Genomic DNA, 18,200 nt, shown 5'->3' with positions numbered 1-18,200 from the left:
CACTTCTGAACCGGACATCTTCCTCAATCAGAGCGACGCTTCAGCTCCGCTGCTTACGCCGGTTGGGAAGTACCGAATCTGGGTTCTGCAGAATCCTGGTGTCCACTCTTTCTTGATGTCAGATCGCCCGCTTGCGATCGGATGAATTGACTCAATTGGACATCTCCAGACCGCTCGTCTGATACCAGACTGAGTGTCTCTATTCTTGCGGAGGATTGAAGACTCGTCATAGGGCCTCACCAGTGAGTTTGGTAGCCGGAAGCAGACGGAAGATTCGTTGCCAATGTTCCCACAATTCCCGTGAAGCTCCTGCACTCACGACTTGTGGCTGCCCAGCTTCAGTCTGACGTGGTAGTGTTCCAATTGCGGGATCAACGCCATAATCGTTCAAGCTCTGGCCAAAATACTCCTCTAAGTTGGCTTCAACACTTGTTTGTCTGAAGCCACGCAGTGACGGCTTATCTATATCTGACCTCAACAAACATCGGCGCAAGTACTGGACCGTCTCATTTCTTGGTGTGATGATGAGGGTTTTTTCATATCGATAGCGATTGAGCACCTCCATGAGTGCGTCGACGAGATCAGTCTCTGATGTAATCCCTGCACAGTCAAGCCGCGCGGCTTTTGAATTAACGAATTCATTAGCATTTGCGATACCGATTTCCCAGTATTGTTGTTCGCCAGATGGTGTTGAGATGGAACTCTCATTTGACTCTTGCTCTCCTCCGATCAAGAGAAAGAGCCAACTTGCCCGGCGATCATCCAACTGAATCCAGCTACTCGTCGCCATGTTTTCCACCCCCAAATTGGTCAGCTGGTCGTGGTCCACCGAGTAATGCCACCGGCTCACTGTCAGAACATTCTGGACATCGAGGGAGGTCTACTGCACTGCTATCCCAATCGATTGCATCCCAGGGATACGCGGCGCTGCACTCTTGACACTCCCAGTCATGTACTTGATATTCCTCAGTGAGTTCTGGATACTGAGCTGCGAGTATTGGCGTGAGCTTTGCTCCGTCGCGGGCTCTGAGATATTCGACTACTTTCTCCTTTGGATATTTTGAAACACCAGGAAGGAATCCAGTCGGCCCAATATCTTCATAGTCTGTGTCCCCCTTCCCACACCGTTCACGATATGAGCAGAACTTGCATTCCCAATTGTACTCTGGTTCCGCTGGAGGCAGTTCTTGATGTACCCTATACTCAGTGTGTTTTTCAGCCCAGTTGACGACAGTCTTACTCCAGAACCAGGGATCAAACTCGACATGGAATGTCTGTACATCCAGATTTGTTCTTCCCCCGTAGAGGATAATTGCGTCTGTGACTTTTCGGGAGTGCTTTTCTGACAACCCTTTCATGTACGCATGTGCTTGCGCACGATGGTGCTTGTTGGGCGATTCGATGTTCTTGACTGAATCCTTTGTTTTGATTTCAGTGAGCAGTAGTGGTTCAGAATCAGCGTTGACGATGACCGGATCAGTCTCACCTTTAATTCTAATCTCACCTACATCAGTACTCTCTGTGAAATCCACCCATAGTGAGTTTGTGACATATTTGTCGGTTGTAGCTACGACTCTCTGTAAGTAGGGGAGTGCGATTTTCTCCTCAAACTGTGACCCGATCCAGAAAATCCCTGTTGGATCGCCAGCTTCTGCTGGTGCGTTCAATTGGTTGTAAGCCGTTTTACGGTGACACTGAAGAAGACTGCTCGGACTGTGACGTTCTGGTGATTTGACTTGGCTTGGACCGTTGAAATAAGGTGTTCCTCCTCTGATATTCTGTCTGAACTCTCTCTTTTTGTACCATTGGTCGAAAGTCTCTGAGGAAATTGTTCTGATGATCTGACTTGGCGTCTTTTTCTCTCCCTTCGAAGGCAACTGATTCGTTTGTTCCTCTGCCGTCGCTTCCGCTGTATCCTTCTCAACATTCATTGGCTTTCTTCTGTATGATTCTTCGTCTTGATTGCTGAACCTCTGAGCAACAGAGTCTCTCTTCACCATAATCAGTTTGCCCTTGAATTTGGTATCCAGACATCACAAATAGAATTTAGAATGTATCCTACCTCATCAATCGCCCATTGAATCCCGCAAAACTGACTCACCATCCCTTCTGTATAGGTCTGCTATTGCATTGTGGAAGAGTACTTGGGCAATAGGAGATGTGATCGAAGTTACCATCGCCAGTGCGACTAAATTTTCATCAGGCGTAACCACCTTCCGATCCCCATTATATACGATAGCACCAATCTCGTCCAATTTTGGAAGATGTGTCTGAATAAGTGAAGTATAGACGTTATGATATGGGTCTCCGGTTGCTTGGTCCAGCGAGACATCTTCCTCAATCGAAACTATCTCTCTCGACAGCTGTCGTACCGTTACTACTGTATCCTTATCCAGAGGTTGCCTACTTGCAGTATCTCTCTTTCGTCCATTGGATCCTAATGGGATCGCTCGATGAGCAACGAGTCCGATTACGGAACGTCTGCGCGAGGCTCTTAGAGCGTGGTGGATTGCAGACAGTGACTGGTCGGTATATTCAGAGACTGCTCGGTGTGAATCCCTCATGTTAGACCCCCCGTCTAAAGGGATGAGTTGATCGCTCGGTGTGAGTCTCTCGTCTGGTGCTTCCGTTGCGAAGTTGTTGTAGTTTGAGCATCCATTCCGATACGATGAAGAATCGTATATATTCCTTTCGAGGAATTAGAACCTCGATATGAGCGAATGACTATACAAATGGCTTCAGCGTCTGTCAATAATGGCAGGACCGGGTCGGAAACCGACCGTATCTGATACTGAGATTCTAGAAGTATTTCGAGAGGCTTCTGATCCAGTGCTCACAACAAAAGAAGTGGCAGACGAAATAGATCTCGGCCGACGCGGAGCTTTTGACCGTCTCCGAGGTCTTGCTAACGAGGGGAATCTCGAAATGAAGAAAGTGGGTGAATCTGGTGCTGTTTGGTGGTCTCCCAATGCGTTACGAGAAAAATATTAACTGAGCTAACTAAGCTTCTTCGCCCAACAAGACGACGTAGGTAATTTTCCAGAACCATCCTGAACTGATATTGATTTTGCTCACCCATTGCAAACCCAACTCAACAAAGTCACTTTCTTTCAGATGACCGTATGAGATGTTCCGTGGCCCTCTATTGGAAGGAATAGAACTGTAATTGTGGTGGTTTATTGATGAATTTGATTTGTTTGGGTCTTTGCTTTGGGCTGTGAATATCCAACTAAGTTCGTCTGAAACTTTAACGGCAGGAAGGTCCTGCCCGATCCCGACTAAGCTTCAATCCCGATCTGGGTTTTCTACCTGCTTCGACGTCCTTCATTAACGGATCCAACATTAATAACGACCGGTTTCAATCCCGATCTGGGTTTTCTACCTGCTTCGACCTCCCGGCCCCGATGATGAAAACCCCTTCGAGAAGTTTCAATCCCGATCTGGGTTTTCTACCTGCTTCGACGGGTTTTTGATCCGCCGCTGCTCGTCCTGCATCTGGTTTCAATCCCGATCTGGGTTTTCTACCTGCTTCGACGACTGGTTTCCATTTTCTTGACCTCTCGCGCGCTGCGCGTTTCAATCCCGATCTGGGTTTTCTACCTGCTTCGACCCCCGGGGTTAGACAGGGTTAGACACCCGATTGACACGTTTCAATCCCGATCTGGGTTTTCTACCTGCTTCGACGCATCAGGCAGGCGTTCGAGACCGCCCACGAAGAACTGTTTCAATCCCGATCTGGGTTTTCTACCTGCTTCGACGAGGCAACGCTCCGAGTATGACCCCGATCCGAGCCGTTTCAATCCCGATCTGGGTTTTCTACCTGCTTCGACAGGATCTTCTTCGCTTGACTCTTCGAGCACTTGCTGTTTCAATCCCGATCTGGGTTTTCTACCTGCTTCGACGGCTGGCAATCATTATCATCACTTAGTTGCAGATAAGTTTCAATCCCGATCTGGGTTTTCTACCTGCTTCGACCCGTCCGTCGTGACGGGATATCGGACGCCGCGGTCGGTTTCAATCCCGATCTGGGTTTTCTACCTGCTTCGACGTACGCACTCGCGCACTACGACGATCACGGCGAGTTTCAATCCCGATCTGGGTTTTCTACCTGCTTCGACCTCCTCGCTGTCGTTGTTGTCGTCGGCGGCGGTCTGTTTCAATCCCGATCTGGGTTTTCTACCTGCTTCGACGCACGCAAACCATTCTATACCAGCCTCCGGGTGAGTTTCAATCCCGATCTGGGTTTTCTACCTGCTTCGACCAAGCCGTTCACCCTCGACGAGACCGAGGTGGACAGTTTCAATCCCGATCTGGGTTTTCTACCTGCTTCGACAGCACGTCGTCGACCTTGATGTCGGGGCCTTTGCGGCCGTCCGATTCGGTTTCAATCCCGATCTGGGTTTTCTACCTGCTTCGACAGGGGGTGGAAATAGCGCCAGACATCGTATAATTGTTTCTCCTGTCTCAAAATCAAGCCAGATTTTCGTCAACCCCGGCTGTACAGGCAACTGAAAAGGGTTGATGAAAGAGTCTTTCAGAGGGGTGGTCCCTGTGCCAACTGGAATAATTCCCCTGAGAACGAATTGCGCACCCGTTTGATTTTGTTACTACTATCACTCTCTACAACGCCAACTGCTTCGAGGTCGTTCACATGACGGATCACCGTACTCTTCGACTGATCGGTCTCCTCTGCAATCTTCGACAATGAAATCCACTCTCCTGCACTGACGATTGTCTCAAACGTGTCCATCGTTCGCTGTGGGACTTGCGCAGCCAGCACTGGCAGCGGCCACTCTCGTATCTCACCGTCGAGATCGCTGAAAAACAGCGCCCGATCAATTTGCCACTGGAATACAAGTGCTGATACCGTCAGCGGAAGCAAAATATCTCGTGCTCCCCCACCTAACGAGACAATCGTCTCATTCTCCTCCTGGATCCCCATGAAGACCTCGCAGCACTCTCGAACGGTCTCCTCAAACGAACTGGTTGTAATCCTCGTGACAACACAGCTTGATTCCGGTTCAATTTCCTGCAGTAGTTGCTTGACATCTGCAACAGCCTGCGATGCTTGTTCCGTGTCTGATTCCTGCTCTGGACGGAGCAACTGCACCGTATCTTCGCTGCTTAGGCCTGTGTTGATGACAGGACGGGTTACACGTCGGGTATCGTACCCAATCGGAGAGATATAAGTCCGCATAGCCTAATCTGACCGGCACGGAGTAAATGCGTGTCGCTGCATACGAGTGCATTCGGTGCGTTTTATTACTCATCTCAGAACAGAGATAGGTTTTAGTAACCTCCTAATGAACGGGTTATCATGGCAATTACGAACGGTCGGAAAGAAGCCACCGATGGGGATTCGCAGTTACGGGAAGTAACTGCATGGGTTCAACCCGAGTCGCGATTTCCAGTCCCACAGTCGGACGGCTATTCCGTCTACTCTGCGTTGCTTTCGGTCCTATCGGACGTTGATGAGGAAGTCGGACAGAGTGTACACGACTCCTCGCTCGGAAGTCTACACTGCAGTGGACTGTTGGGTGAATTTGGAGGCAGTGATCGATCACACCACAAGACGTTGCTCCCCGGTGAGACCTACGAACTGTCGCTTGGAATTGTGCATCCCGACGATGCCGACGTGTTCCAAGCGCTGGTAAATGCGCTTGTACTGCAGAACGAGACCATTGAATTGAGTCACGGACAGTTACACGTCGAACGGTTCGAGAGCGAGAATACGACACACGCAGCGTTGCTAAACCGTGCGAATACGTGTGATAATCCAACAATTGAGATGGAGTTCCGAACGCCGACGTGTATCGAGGAGGGTGGTTCGGTGACGACGATGTTCCCGACACGAACGGCCGTTTTTGGCAGCCTGCTCGGCAAGTGGGACAACACGGCCCCCGAGGAGCTGCCCCTCAATGTGGGACGGGAGACGCTAGTCGAATCGGTAATCGAGAAACCCGACGCCCTGAGTTACGATACCCACAGCGTGCTTGTCAACCGCGTCAACGATCCTGGCGGTGGCACCCAGCCGATCTTTCGTCAGGGTTTCTCGGGGACGTGCGCATACACGTTCAAAAATGCCAACGAGTCCGTGGTGAACGCAGTGACGGCTCTCGCGCTGTTCGCCGAACACTCGGGAGTCGGGAGTGCTGTCGCCCGGGGTTGTGGCGACGTTTCTGTAAAAATAACCGATAGCTAACGAGCAACGGAGGAAAATTCAATGACTGATTCCAACGCACAACTGGGCGATTTCCAAGATGAGACGGTTACCGACGCGATGGCTGGCCTCTTGGATCACTATCCAGCCAACGATAGCTCGGCTGGAGAATCCGCTGATGAGGAGGGAACAGGGACTGTTGAGGAACAGATAGTCAACGCGTTCCACGAAGACATTGATCCGAAACTTGTCGATGCCGGCTGGGGGTTCAAGCAAGCAAAAAGCGTCGAGTTCGACAAGACCGATCAATCGCTGGTCAACCACGTTCGGAACGGTGTCACAGCACTCGCACGTGTGAACGAGGCTATCGAAGCCGTCGATGGCCACCGATATAACGAAGGGGAGCTTCGGGATGTCATCGCGCTGTTCACGATTCACGATGTTCACAAGCTCAATGAAGATCGCGACGAGAATGCGGATACTCGGTTCGATATTCCCGAATCGGAAATCGAATCGTACGTAGAGCGATTCGGACTCTTAGACTGGGCCGAGTCGTTGACGATGGTGGACTTCCATTCGTGTGCTATCGATCACCACGACAGTTGGGAAGCAAACCCTGATCAGACGACACACGTCTTTGATGGCTATCGCCCACTGATTCGGCTGGCGGACGCACTGGCGTCAAGCGAGACTCCTGAGGCGGCAACAGGACGTAGTGTAACCGATGCAGTGCAGCACGCTTATCCGAACGCTGCCGCTGACCTGCGACGGCACAGCCTCACCGATATCAAGGGGATTTTGACGAATCTCGTCAACGCTGCAGTCGCCGAGACACTGGAGCAAGCGTCCTACGAGCGACTGCTGATTTATCAAGACGGTTGCGTGTACATGGCTCCCGAAGAGGCAGATACTCCTGAATTGGATGAGGAGTTCGTAACGAAGACGTTCGCCAATCTGAAAGAGAACATCCAGAACTCTCACGAAGCCTACAAAGATCACGGTCAGTTGGTGCAAAATCTGACTGTGCGATCTCAAGGGTTCTACGGTATCAACGATCAGGATTTCTTCTATGCCGGCCCGGAAACGGTGCTCAAAGCAGTTGCGCTGAAAGGAACCACGGATGCCGATCCGTCGTCCGATCCCACGGACAATATGGTGGATACCATGGAAGAACTTGAAGCGTATCTCCCGTTCAATATTGACCGGACACGGGAGCCTGTTGGACTCGCTCGCCTCGTCTATACCGTCAAGCGATCATTCGTTGATCCAGTTGTCGCCGAAGCCGACGATGATCGCTCCGAACTCGCTGCGACGTGTGCCGTCTTCGGCGTTTCCGGTGCGGTTCAGGATAGCCTCGAAACTGCAGCCGAAGAACTCTCACTCACCGCTGGCGGGAAGTGGGATTACTCCTATGGCATCGGGCAGGCTCTGCTAAACGAAGGGGTCGTTGACAGTACGGCACTGGCCAAACGAGTTTCTGACGCCCTTGATGAGATCGACACAGACTGGGCTAAAATCGTTGAAACCGAACACGCTGGCAACCTTCGATCCGAGTTGACCACGTATCTCAACGATGTTATCGCGGTCGATGGTCGCCCTGTTGAGGGGGATTCAGATGCCCTTACCGACCCGTTTGAGGAGTATTCGGGCAGTCGCCGCGGCAAAACATGTGTCCTCTGTAATCGCGGGACAACAGGCACGAAAGGGGATATGAAAGCCCCGAAGTCACTCACGACTCTTCAGGCGGGCTACTCGAATCATATCGCCGTCGATTCCGGGAAGCCCGACGAACTCCTCGCCTGCTATCCCTGCAAAATCGAGTTGTCGTTGCGGGAAACAGGCTCGGGGCGTCGTGAGGGTGGCCGACTCTGGTTCCACTTCGTCCCGGATTACTTCTACACGCCGCTGTCGTGGCAGCAGTACTCAACGTTCACGGCAAACTTCCACAACGAGGCAAAAACGGAACTTGGACGGCTCGCCGAGGCGGTTCTCCGAGTCGGTGACGGTGGCATCTCACCGTCGGAAGACAAGGAAGTACTCGGCTCGTATGTGGCCGCGCTGCTGGATAACGATCACGGCCGCTCGATGATCGAAACCTTGGATCAGGGCTTCGATCCGAACAGCCAGTACGGTTCACGCACGTTCGGCTATTTCAAACCGACCGACAACGATACCGAGTTCCAGCTTTTCGGTGTCTTCGTCGCGCTTGCGTTGAGTGCCTACACCGGTCTTCGGGTAGTCGTCTCCGAATCGCCGATTCCGGATGTCCGGGGCCGCGATTTCCAGACCTACGCCCGGATCGGTGGCGGATTCACGCAGGTTCACGACTTCTACGGCACCGATATTCCGCTGTCGGAGCTTCGATCCCGGCTCAACGCGGCAGCCGCGCTGATACAACTGGGGTACGGGGCAGAGCGGGACGATGCCCTGTTTGCGAAGTACCTCCGTGCGACCCGGAACAAGTGGCTTCCGGGGTCATACCTGCTCAAACGGCTCGCACAGACCGATGACGGCAGTGACGCCGGGTTTCTGCTAGAGGAAGCGCGGGTTCTTGACGAGGAGACAGGGCAGCGAATCGAGCGGTAATCACACTTCACTACAACAATGACAGAACAAACATACGATACAATTTCGGAACTCTCACGCCGCGCCTTCGACGTGATTCGGCCCGATCCGACGAATCGGAAGCCGTATGCAATCGAACGCGTGTTCCGTGAGAGTGTCAAGGCGATCAAAGAGTTCGGCGCGTACGAACCCTCTCGGCAGGACGCAATCGATGCGGTCGCTGGCCGGGTCGGGAAAATTGTAGACCGAAGCGAACAGGTGTACCCGGTCGGCCACGAGGAGAGCACCCACGGCGGGTCATTCGACGAACGCGTCGATCACTACGCCGAGTTCTTCGTCGACGAGGTGTTCCTCGGGATGTTCGATGGGAAGCCGTCTCGACTCAAACGCCGGGAGAACAACCTCGCTGACGGATTCTACGCGGCGACACGACGCCTCCAGCGCGACCACTATCAGGACGAATCGGACGACAAATAACACCCTCAAGACAATGATCGATCACGACACCTACCCTGAACTCGAAAGCGGCACCGTTGCACCGGACGAAATGAACCTCCGCCCGCAGAACAACTTCGTTAACATCCTCGTGCTCCGCGAACTGCAGAGCCACGCGGTGTTTACGACGAACGGCCAAGACGCGGATCTGGCAAGCGTCGCGGTCAGCGACGGTGATGACCGCGATGAGTATTCCCCCGGTCTCATGTTCATGCGAAAGCAGACTGGTAGTGATCGCCGATTTGGGAAGGCCCTCCAGCGCGATCTCGGTCTCTTCGATGATGACGAGGACGACTGTACGATGCAGGTCAACGAGATGTGCCAAGACTGTCCCGAATGTATCCTCTATGGGAGTGCTGCCGGGGACGACGCGATCTCGATCACCTCGCGGGTGATGTACGATACGGCCTACACCCTACGGGATGCAACAGTCATCATCGACGAGAAGTTCCAGAACGCTCCCGGCGGTGACTACGCAAAGACCGCCGAGGCAACGATTCGTGAACCCGACTTCTTCGAACCGGGGACGCTCTTCCCGTCGGTCGTCACACTTCGGGATGCAACTCCGGCTGAACTCGCCTTCGTCCTCGGGATTACCCGGAAAAACAAGCGGTACGGTGCGACGACCTCACGAATCGGCCGAACGAAAAACCACATCCTCGGTGTGTATGCGGGAAGCGAGGAAGGCTCGGCCAATCTCGAACTGACGCGCGATGCGATTCGTCGACTCCAAGACGATCCGGCTGTCGAGTATGATTCGCTTCAGGACGTAACAAGCGCGGAGAACCTCGATCCGGAGCGCGTTGCCGGACACGTTCGGGACTCCTTCGAGGAGTCGATTTCAGCTGACGGTCTTGACCTCAGTCGCGTTTCCGACGAGACTGTCTCTGAACTGCTTGATATCGCAACTGGCGACGAGTTTGGCGATGTTCTCGCCGAGCAACGCGAATACTCCCGTCAATTCCTGCCCGATCCGGAGTAAGCCAATGGATGTGCTAGAGGCAACAATCCGGACGTGCGGGGAAGTGACGTTCACTTCCCGAGAGGTAGGTCGGCTGGCGGTTACAGAACCATACATCTTGAACACCGCCCTCTACTACGCCCTCGGGCTTGCAAGCGGCCGGTACGTCGATACGAGCTTCGAACCGACGTATATTGACGATACCGACGACATCGCCGATGACGTGTACGTCTCGCCAGCGGCACCGGTGCCCGGGGTCAGTCCGAACTACACCACGACGACGTACAACGCGACGAGAGACGAGTATGCTGAAATAAACTACTCTGCGGAGGATGATCCGTACGAAAAACAGAACCTCCCCTCGTTCGGCCGGCGGCGGTCACTGGCACAGAGAACACAGCTCCGCTGTTTCCTTATTCCACGCAGTCAGTCGGCCAGCGAACTCCAATCGCGCCTCCCGCAGTATATTCGGCTGGGGAAGAAGCGCGGCAAAGCTCGGTTTGAGACGAGCGTTCGGGAGGTATCCGAACAGACAGGGAATTTCCGCCTGAATCACCCCATTGGGGCGTATGATCACGATTCGGTGCCGAAAGCCAACGTCATCACAAAATCAATGAAACCGACGCCGATCATCCTCCAAGGCGATTACGAAGGAAGCCACCTCAAAATCGACCGGTCGGAGGCACCAACCGATCCTGATACCGTTTCGTTCCCCCGAGATCTGACGTTCCTCAAACAAAAACGATGACCGAAACCCAGCTTTCGCTTGACGGGGTCGCGTTGCGACAACACGAGGAACCGTACCTCTTCGATTACGAGCCGTACGCCCATCAGCTTGCACTCAGAGAGCATGTCGGTCGAGATGAGGAGTTCATTGCGGTCAACGATAGTCCGACCGGCGGTGGGAAGACCTCCTCGTGGCTCGCGCCAGCCCTCTCCGAAGAAATTGACACGATTGCGATCTACCCGACGAACGCGCTGGTAGTCGATCAGACGGAGCAAGTGAACGAAGCAAGCGATGCAGCCGATCATGAAGTAAGTGTTCTAACAGTCACGTCAGAGAAGTTGGCTGACAAACGAAGCGAATTCGGGGTGCAATCGAATGGGGAAGCGATCCACCGGTGGTATCGGGCTGAAAAGCGGAAGGGAAATCAGGTTATTCTGCTGACCAACCCCGATATCTTTGTGATGATGTGTCGGGATCTGTATCGCAACGCCAGCCGGGCGTACAAGAGATTCCCGTTCATCGTCGTCGATGAGTTCCACCGAGCGGGACAAAAGGAGCAGAATACGCTTCGGTATCTACTTGATGAACTCTATGAGCGTCCGCAACGACAGCACAAACTTGACAAGATCGTCTTCCTGAGTGCGACTCCGGATGAGCAACAGGAACGACGGTTCAAGCATGCGATGGCAGCCCCGTATTATTTGCTCACCGAGACGGATACAACGGAACGAACGTCGTTTTCCGGATCATCTCCCGAGGGCTGGGGAGCGGTTATGCCACCCGTAGAGCTGGATGTTCGAACGGCACCGACGTTCGGTACTGCGGATCGGCTATTGGGTGATGACCTTGATGACCTGATTTCGTTCTGCCGAGATCAAAGCGACCCCGATGCGGATCGAGACAGGGTTGCGATCATCCTCGACGGAATCCACGAAGTACAACGCGTTTTTGAGCAGTTGGACGACGAACTCGACCGGCAGGTCGAACGGATCGATGGCTTCCACAGCGAAAACAAGGCCAAAAAGTTACACTCGTTTGATGTGTTAGTGAGCAATTCGGCCGTCGAGGTCGGGATCGACTTCGACATCGACCGCCTCTTGTTTGCTGGACACAACCATGCGAGTTTTCTGCAACGGCTCGGTCGGCTACGAACCAAGACAAAAACCTGTCGCGCTCGATGTTACGTACCCAGACAGATTGCCCATGATCTGTCGCCTCACGAGGATAAGCAACTGACTCGTCGTGACCTTGATGAAATTCTCGATGAGACCTATCCCGAACCTCGACAACCAACGAGTTTCGGCTGGCGATATTCGGCACCCGAGGAATTACAGCACATTGATAATCGGCTTCGAGACGCGAGTTCGGAGCAGCAGGACGATATCGTGATCGCTGGCCAAAACCGGATACAGCGGCACTTTCTCGACGGAACAAACGTTCGACTGGATTCGGACGATATTCAGCGTGCGAAGGAATCGATTGACTGGCGCGTCCTGGAAAAACTGCAGTGGTACCGTGGCGATTCAGTCCAAGCCCTCGTGTACGATCAGACCGAAGACACCGTTCGAACCTACGATCTGTTTTACCTCCTTCGGTACGGTGATGTCGAATTTGTCACGGAAGTGGAATTTGAGCGGATCGTTCCCGCGGAGTACGAGGAACAGGTATCACGGACGGCCCGATATGTGGATGGGTTCTGTCTGTACAGCGGTACCATTCAGACTACCGAAGATGGCTGGGGACGAAGTGTCGCGTTCACCGGCCCGCGACTCAGCAGCTGGCTCAATAACGGTTCCGGGGATACGAGTCGCGTCCCAAAGGTAGTTGATGGCGTTAAGCTATCAGTCGATCCGAACGGGGAGAGTCAAAACCGTATCCAATCACTTAGCACACTCAATGATCGGCTGCGATCTCGACGCGAACGAACCCCCGGCAATGGCGGCGGACTACTCTGCTACCCCGTTTCGACCAAACCAACAGTTACCAAGGAACGATACAATCTTGATGAGTTCTTCTTTTTGTATCCTGTCGCCCTACAGGGAGAAACAGCGGCCAGTTTGGCTCTTGGGACGGACGCGCTGTACCTCCACTGCCATGTGATGGAAGAAGATGACGACGAGGAGTTGATCGGGCTGTGAACGAGGTGGTCTCGAATGGCTGAATCGAGCTTCAGGGACGAACTTGTACAGGTGAGCGCGCTCAACGAGTATGTCTACTGCCCCCGTCGGTTCTACTACCAGCGGTATCAGGATCAGATCGGCACGCCGTACGAACTCGTCGACGGGCGATCGAAACACGAACATCAAGCGAACCGCGGCGGCTGGATCACAGAACGGTACTTCCGGTCAGATCAGCTTGGAATGCACGGGAAGATTGACCTCATTGAGGACGACGATGTACTGACTCCAGTCGAACGCAAGCGGGCTGAAAGTGGCGAGTACTATCCAAGTGATGAGGTGCAACTCGCCGGCTATTGCATGCTGCTTGAGGATGCTATCGGCGAGTCGGTCAATGTCGGCTACATCTATCTCTACTCGACGGATACCCGGCACGCAATCCGTATTTCTGAAAAGCATCGTCGAACTGTTCGTGAAATCATTTCTCGAATCGAAGCGATGACAGTCGACAACATTCCACCGTTCACAGACAACCCATCGAAGTGTGAGGCTTGTTCAGCACGCACGTATTGCATGCCAGCAGAAACTGCTAATCTCGAACCAGAGAAAGTCCGTGGCACGGGCTGGGAGGACGAGCTATGAAATCACCGGAAGGAATGTTCGACGAGTCGGTCATTTACGTGACGACGCAGGGATCACAGGTACGAACAGACGGCGGACGAATCGTCATTTGGGATGTCGATGGCGATGATGGGGAACTTGGATCCTATCCCAAAGAAAAACTGGATACAATCAACGTCTTCGGCGGTGTGAACTTCTCAACACCTTTCGTTGCGGAAGCGAACGAACACGGAATCGTCCTCAACTACTTCACCCAGAACGGGAAGTACCGCGGAAGCTTTGTTCCGGAAAAGAACACGATTGCAGAGGTCCGCCGGGCCCAGTACGCCTTGAATCCGGCGCGAGAACTCGAAATCGCCAGAGAGATGATCGCCGGAAAGATCCGGAACCAGCGAACGCTGCTTTCTCGGAAGGGAGTCACCGGGACCGATGTGTTGAAAGATCTTGGAGTTCGGGTCGAGAAGACGAAAACGAAAGATGAACTCCGCGGTGCAGAAGGAGAAGCAGCGGAACGGTACTTCGACCGACTCGATGAGACGCTCGTCGACGGCTGGACGTTCGAGAAACGAACCAAGCGCCCGCCTGAAGATCACATCAATTCCTTGCTGTCGCTCACCTATGTCTTCATGAAAAACGAAGTCATGAGCGCACTCCGGCAGTACAACCTCGATCCATTCTTGGGAGTGCTCCATGCAGACCGACACGGCCGCCCCTCTCTCGCGCTTGATCTCCAGGAGGAATTCCGGCCAATCTTCTGTGATGCACTCGTGACACGGCTGGTCAACCGTGGAACGATCGTTCATGACGACTTCAACAACGACAATCGCTTGGGAGATGATGCGTTCAAAACGTACCTCTCAAAGTTTGACGAATTCATGCAGGAGGAGTTTGAGCACCCACACTTCGAGTACACAGTGACCCGTCGGAAGGCAATTCGACAGCAAGCAATTCTGCTCCGGAAAGCAATCACTGGCGAGATGGACAACTACCACGCACTGACATTCAAGCGCTAACAATGCGACTCGCAATTGCTTACGACATTAGCGACGACTCGAATCGACGACGAGTATACAACGCGCTGGAACGGTACGGAGCTTGGCAGCAATATAGTGTTTTCGAGCTTGAGATCAGCAAAACGGATCGTGTCGAGTTGGAGGATGAACTGGAATCTCTTATTGACCCTTCCGACGGAGATCGCATACGAATCTACCGCCTCTGTGATGCCTGTCTCGACTCGACAACTGATCTCGGAAGCGATCCACCGGACGAGCAGTCGAATGTGCTCTGAGGACTGCTTCATCGACTCTTATTAATTAGCTGTACGGCCCCAGTCCACGAAATCACTCGGCTCAACGAGTGCTTGAGAAACGTTTATTGCCCATATGGCTGTATTTTCACCCCCGGTCGCGACGGGCAGAAAACCCAGAACGGGATTGAAACAAACCAGTCAAAAATACACGAAATAAAGAGGAACGAGTCGCGACGGGCAGAAAACCCAGAACGGGATTGAAACGAGTTGCTCGATGGCCCGGGGCTCGTTCGTATCACGTCGCGACGGGCAGAAAACCCAGAACGGGATTGAAACCAGTGGATTGCCAACGGCGCGGCGGCCATCGGCGAATCGTCGCGACGGGCAGAAAACCCAGAACGGGATTGAAACACCCCGGCAATTTCCGACTTGCCGAGGATCTCGACGGTCGCGACGGGCAGAAAACCCAGAACGGGATTGAAACGAACTCCTCGCTCGTCAATAAGCGACCGTTCTTTTGGTCGCGACGGGCAGAAAACCCAGAACGGGATTGAAACGAGAGATTCGGAAGACGCTCGATAATAATCGGCGAATCGTCGCGACGGGCAGAAAACCCAGAACGGGATTGAAACAGTTTTTGATAGCGCCCGACTGAACCGACCCATTTCGTCGCGACGGGCAGAAAACCCAGAACGGGATTGAAACTGTTCCAAGCACGCGCGGCCGGATTCCGCCGCCAAGTCGCGACGGGCAGAAAACCCAGAACGGGATTGAAACTAATTATTCTCGGCGTGGGAGCAGTCGTCTCCGGTGGTCGCGACGGGCAGAAAACCCAGAACGGGATTGAAACTAGAGTCGGCAGACCCGCACGTTCGTGGTGAAGCGGTCGCGACGGGCAGAAAACCCAGAACGGGATTGAAACGCGATTGCAAAATGGCGAACCGATTAGTATTCCGATTGTCGCGACGGGCAGAAAACCCAGAACGGGATTGAAACACGAGTCGGCATACGCTTGCATACAGGATTTCGACGTCGCGACGGGCAGAAAACCCAGAACGGGATTGAAACACGAGGTCGTCGTCGTCGTTGACTTCGATCCCGTAGTGTCGCGACGGGCAGAAAACCCAGAACGGGATTGAAACTTGATGGGGCACGAATATACACGCCATGCCGAATGGCCAGAGAAGGTCGCGACGGGCAGAAAACCCAGAACGGGATTGAAACAGTCGCGAGCGCGAGCTCCCGGAGGACGTCGGGACGGTCGCGACGGGCAGAAAACCCAGAACGGGATTGAAACTGCCATTGGTTGAAGGAACAGACCAATCCTGATTTCGGGTCGCGACGGGCAGAAAACCCAGAACGGGATTGAAACGGAGTCTGTTTAGTGAGATTGAGGCAATTCCCTCTAGTGTCGCGACGGGCAGAAAACCCAGAACGGGATTGAAACCACACGACGACTTAGCGGATAGTTTAGCTCTTGCCGTCGCGACGGGCAGAAAACCCAGAACGGGATTGAAACCTGAATTTCGTGGCCGGAGTCAACGTCACCGACGCCGGTCGCGACGGGCAGAAAACCCAGAACGGGATTGAAACGGTTCTCGACGAGCGACTGTTTCTTTTGTGCGCTGGTCGCGACGGGCAGAAAACCCAGAACGGGATTGAAACGCAGACATACACGTTGCAGGATCGAATACAGTCGTGTCGCGACGGGCAGAAAACCCAGAACGGGATTGAAACAACGAACTGATCGAGGCGGAGGAGTCGATCCTCCTGGTCGCGACGGGCAGAAAACCCAGAACGGGATTGAAACACATGGAGATCGACTGGCCGCCGAACGTCTGGCTCGTCGCGACGGGCAGAAAACCCAGAACGGGATTGAAACTGATCCGCTCGCGCAACCCTGGGCCGTCATCGCTGAGTCGCGACGGGCAGAAAACCCAGAACGGGATTGAAACGCGAAGGCGTGATCCGCGACGGGAGTAACTAACCGGTCGCGACGGGCAGAAAACCCAGAACGGGATTGAAACTTGTCGATGCCATGCCGGACGGCCTCGATGGGTGCGTCGCGACGGGCAGAAAACCCAGAACGGGATTGAAACCAGTTGATAATTCAGCACCAGTTCGAGCTGCGGATGTCGCGACGGGCAGAAAACCCAGAACGGGATTGAAACCTGAACTGCAGGCGAGTAGGAGCCGCGGTAGTGTTCGGTCGCGACGGGCAGAAAACCCAGAACGGGATTGAAACCGACTGTCACGACGACGATCGATCCGTCCGCGGACGTCGCGACGGGCAGAAAACCCAGAACGGGATTGAAACCGTTCCAGCGCGAAGTCGTCGGGCAGCCCGCGCGGGTCGCGACGGGCAGAAAACCCAGAACGGGATTGAAACGCTTCCCCGAACCCGCGGACGAATGCCCGTGGTGTGGTCGCGACGGGCAGAAAACCCAGAACGGGATTGAAACCTCGCCGCCTTTGGCGGGTCATCACTCGCCCAGTCAAGTCGCGACGGGCAGAAAACCCAGAACGGGATTGAAACCCAGTCCGAGGGCCCGGAATCGGTGCCTGAGTTCCGCGTCGCGACGGGCAGAAAACCCAGAACGGGATTGAAACAATCTCCAGCCGACCGCGCAGCCGAAGCAGCTGCAGATGTCGCGACGGGCAGAAAACCCAGAACGGGATTGAAACATAATTACTGCGATAACCGCCAGCCGTCGCAGGCTGGTCGCGACGGGCAGAAAACCCAGAACGGGATTGAAACATTCAGATCGTGTCTTGGCAGGAGTGCAAACCGATACGTCGCGACGGGCAGAAAACCCAGAACGGGATTGAAACAACCAGAGTCCGATGTGAATGTGCCACCGCTGTCCTGTCGCGACGGGCAGAAAACCCAGAACGGGATTGAAACTGTACGTGGTTGAAGGAACAAACAAACCCTGATTTGTCGCGACGGGCAGAAAACCCAGAACGGGATTGAAACCCGCTGCTGGGAGAAGTTAGAATTTAGATACACGGGTCGCGACGGGCAGAAAACCCAGAACGGGATTGAAACATGCCGACGTGGATCACCCGCAGTGGGGCGACAACCGTCGCGACGGGCAGAAAACCCAGAACGGGATTGAAACTACAGAGGCACGTACGCACCGGAAGCGCAGAAAGTCGCGACGGGCAGAAAACCCAGAACGGGATTGAAACGCGGCGATCGCCTTGGCCTCGAGGTCAAACCCTCGGGTCGCGACGGGCAGAAAACCCAGAACGGGATTGAAACGCGGCGATCGCCTTGGCCTCGAGGTCAAACCCTCGGGTCG

11 protein-coding genes, 1 pseudogene and 2 CRISPR repeat arrays are annotated in these 18,200 nt (G+C 53.9%); of the genes and pseudogenes, 8 read left to right on the top strand and 4 right to left on the bottom strand.

Annotation, left to right across the window (positions count from 1 at the left end; all coding sequences use genetic code 11):
* Positions 1 to 226 precede the first annotated feature (226 nt).
* The 4 genes from V8P86_RS05790 to csa3 form a co-directional block, all read right to left on the bottom strand.
* Positions 227 to 790 (bottom strand): hypothetical protein, encoded by a 564-nt coding sequence (locus V8P86_RS05790; protein WP_336326281.1) that lies wholly within the window; start codon positions 788 to 790, stop codon positions 227 to 229.
* Positions 777 to 1,931, bottom strand: coding sequence for a CRISPR-associated protein Cas4 (locus tag V8P86_RS05785; protein WP_336326280.1), 1,155 nt, complete (start codon positions 1,929 to 1,931; stop codon positions 777 to 779). The genes V8P86_RS05790 and V8P86_RS05785 overlap by 14 nt, the downstream gene beginning before the upstream one ends.
* 135 nt (positions 1,932 to 2,066) lie before the next feature.
* The gene (locus tag V8P86_RS18895; protein WP_442909356.1) at positions 2,067 to 2,564 is read right to left on the bottom strand and encodes a DUF7344 domain-containing protein; all 498 of its coding nucleotides are present in this window, start codon (positions 2,562 to 2,564) and stop codon (positions 2,067 to 2,069) included.
* A 718-nt stretch (positions 2,565 to 3,282) separates the two neighbouring features.
* A CRISPR array of direct repeats spans positions 3,283 to 4,418; the repeat unit is 37 nt; unit sequence GTTTCAATCCCGATCTGGGTTTTCTACCTGCTTCGAC.
* A gap of 116 nt (positions 4,419 to 4,534) precedes the next feature.
* A complete protein-coding gene (gene csa3 / locus V8P86_RS05780) occupies positions 4,535 to 5,197 on the bottom strand; it encodes a CRISPR-associated CARF protein Csa3 (RefSeq protein ID WP_336326279.1) in 663 nt (220 codons plus the stop codon).
* A gap of 120 nt (positions 5,198 to 5,317) precedes the next feature.
* On the opposite strand from csa3, the gene cas6 reads away from it, so the two are divergent.
* From cas6 to cas2, 8 genes and pseudogenes are all read left to right on the top strand, one after another.
* On the top strand, positions 5,318 to 6,202 hold the full coding sequence (cas6, locus tag V8P86_RS05775) for a CRISPR system precrRNA processing endoribonuclease RAMP protein Cas6 (RefSeq protein WP_336326278.1): 885 nt from the start codon (positions 5,318 to 5,320) through the stop codon (positions 6,200 to 6,202).
* 21 nt (positions 6,203 to 6,223) lie between these two features.
* A pseudogene (gene cas10d / locus V8P86_RS05770) lies at positions 6,224 to 9,202 on the top strand (type I-D CRISPR-associated protein Cas10d/Csc3).
* Positions 9,203 to 9,215: 13 nt separating this feature from the next.
* A complete protein-coding gene (gene cas7d, locus V8P86_RS05765) occupies positions 9,216 to 10,202 on the top strand; it encodes a type I-D CRISPR-associated protein Cas7/Csc2 (protein WP_336326277.1) in 987 nt (328 codons plus the stop codon).
* Positions 10,203 to 10,206: 4 nt separating this feature from the next.
* Positions 10,207 to 10,929 (top strand): type I-D CRISPR-associated protein Cas5/Csc1, encoded by a 723-nt coding sequence (cas5d, locus tag V8P86_RS05760; protein ID WP_336326276.1) that lies wholly within the window; start codon positions 10,207 to 10,209, stop codon positions 10,927 to 10,929.
* Positions 10,926 to 13,046, top strand: coding sequence for a type I-D CRISPR-associated helicase Cas3' (gene cas3, locus V8P86_RS05755; protein WP_336326275.1), 2,121 nt, complete (start codon positions 10,926 to 10,928; stop codon positions 13,044 to 13,046). The genes cas5d and cas3 overlap by 4 nt, the downstream gene beginning before the upstream one ends.
* 15 nt (positions 13,047 to 13,061) lie before the next feature.
* Positions 13,062 to 13,667 (top strand): CRISPR-associated protein Cas4, encoded by a 606-nt coding sequence (gene cas4 / locus V8P86_RS05750; RefSeq protein WP_336326274.1) that lies wholly within the window; start codon positions 13,062 to 13,064, stop codon positions 13,665 to 13,667.
* A complete protein-coding gene (cas1d, locus tag V8P86_RS05745) occupies positions 13,664 to 14,659 on the top strand; it encodes a type I-D CRISPR-associated endonuclease Cas1d (protein WP_336326273.1) in 996 nt (331 codons plus the stop codon). Before cas4 ends, cas1d begins: the two co-directional genes overlap by 4 nt.
* Positions 14,660 to 14,661: 2 nt before the next feature.
* A complete protein-coding gene (cas2, locus tag V8P86_RS05740; RefSeq protein WP_336326272.1) occupies positions 14,662 to 14,934 on the top strand; it encodes a CRISPR-associated endonuclease Cas2 in 273 nt (90 codons plus the stop codon).
* Between the two features lie 115 nt (positions 14,935 to 15,049).
* A CRISPR array of direct repeats spans positions 15,050 to 18,160; the repeat unit is 37 nt; unit sequence GTCGCGACGGGCAGAAAACCCAGAACGGGATTGAAAC.
* Positions 18,161 to 18,200: the final 40 nt, after the last annotated feature.

The organism is Halovenus anhuiensis (assembly GCF_037080055.1).
Lineage (GTDB): Archaea > Halobacteriota > Halobacteria > Halobacteriales > Haloarculaceae > Halovenus.
Note: the sequence above shows the minus strand (reverse complement) of the source record. Positions and strands in the feature narration are given on the sequence as shown.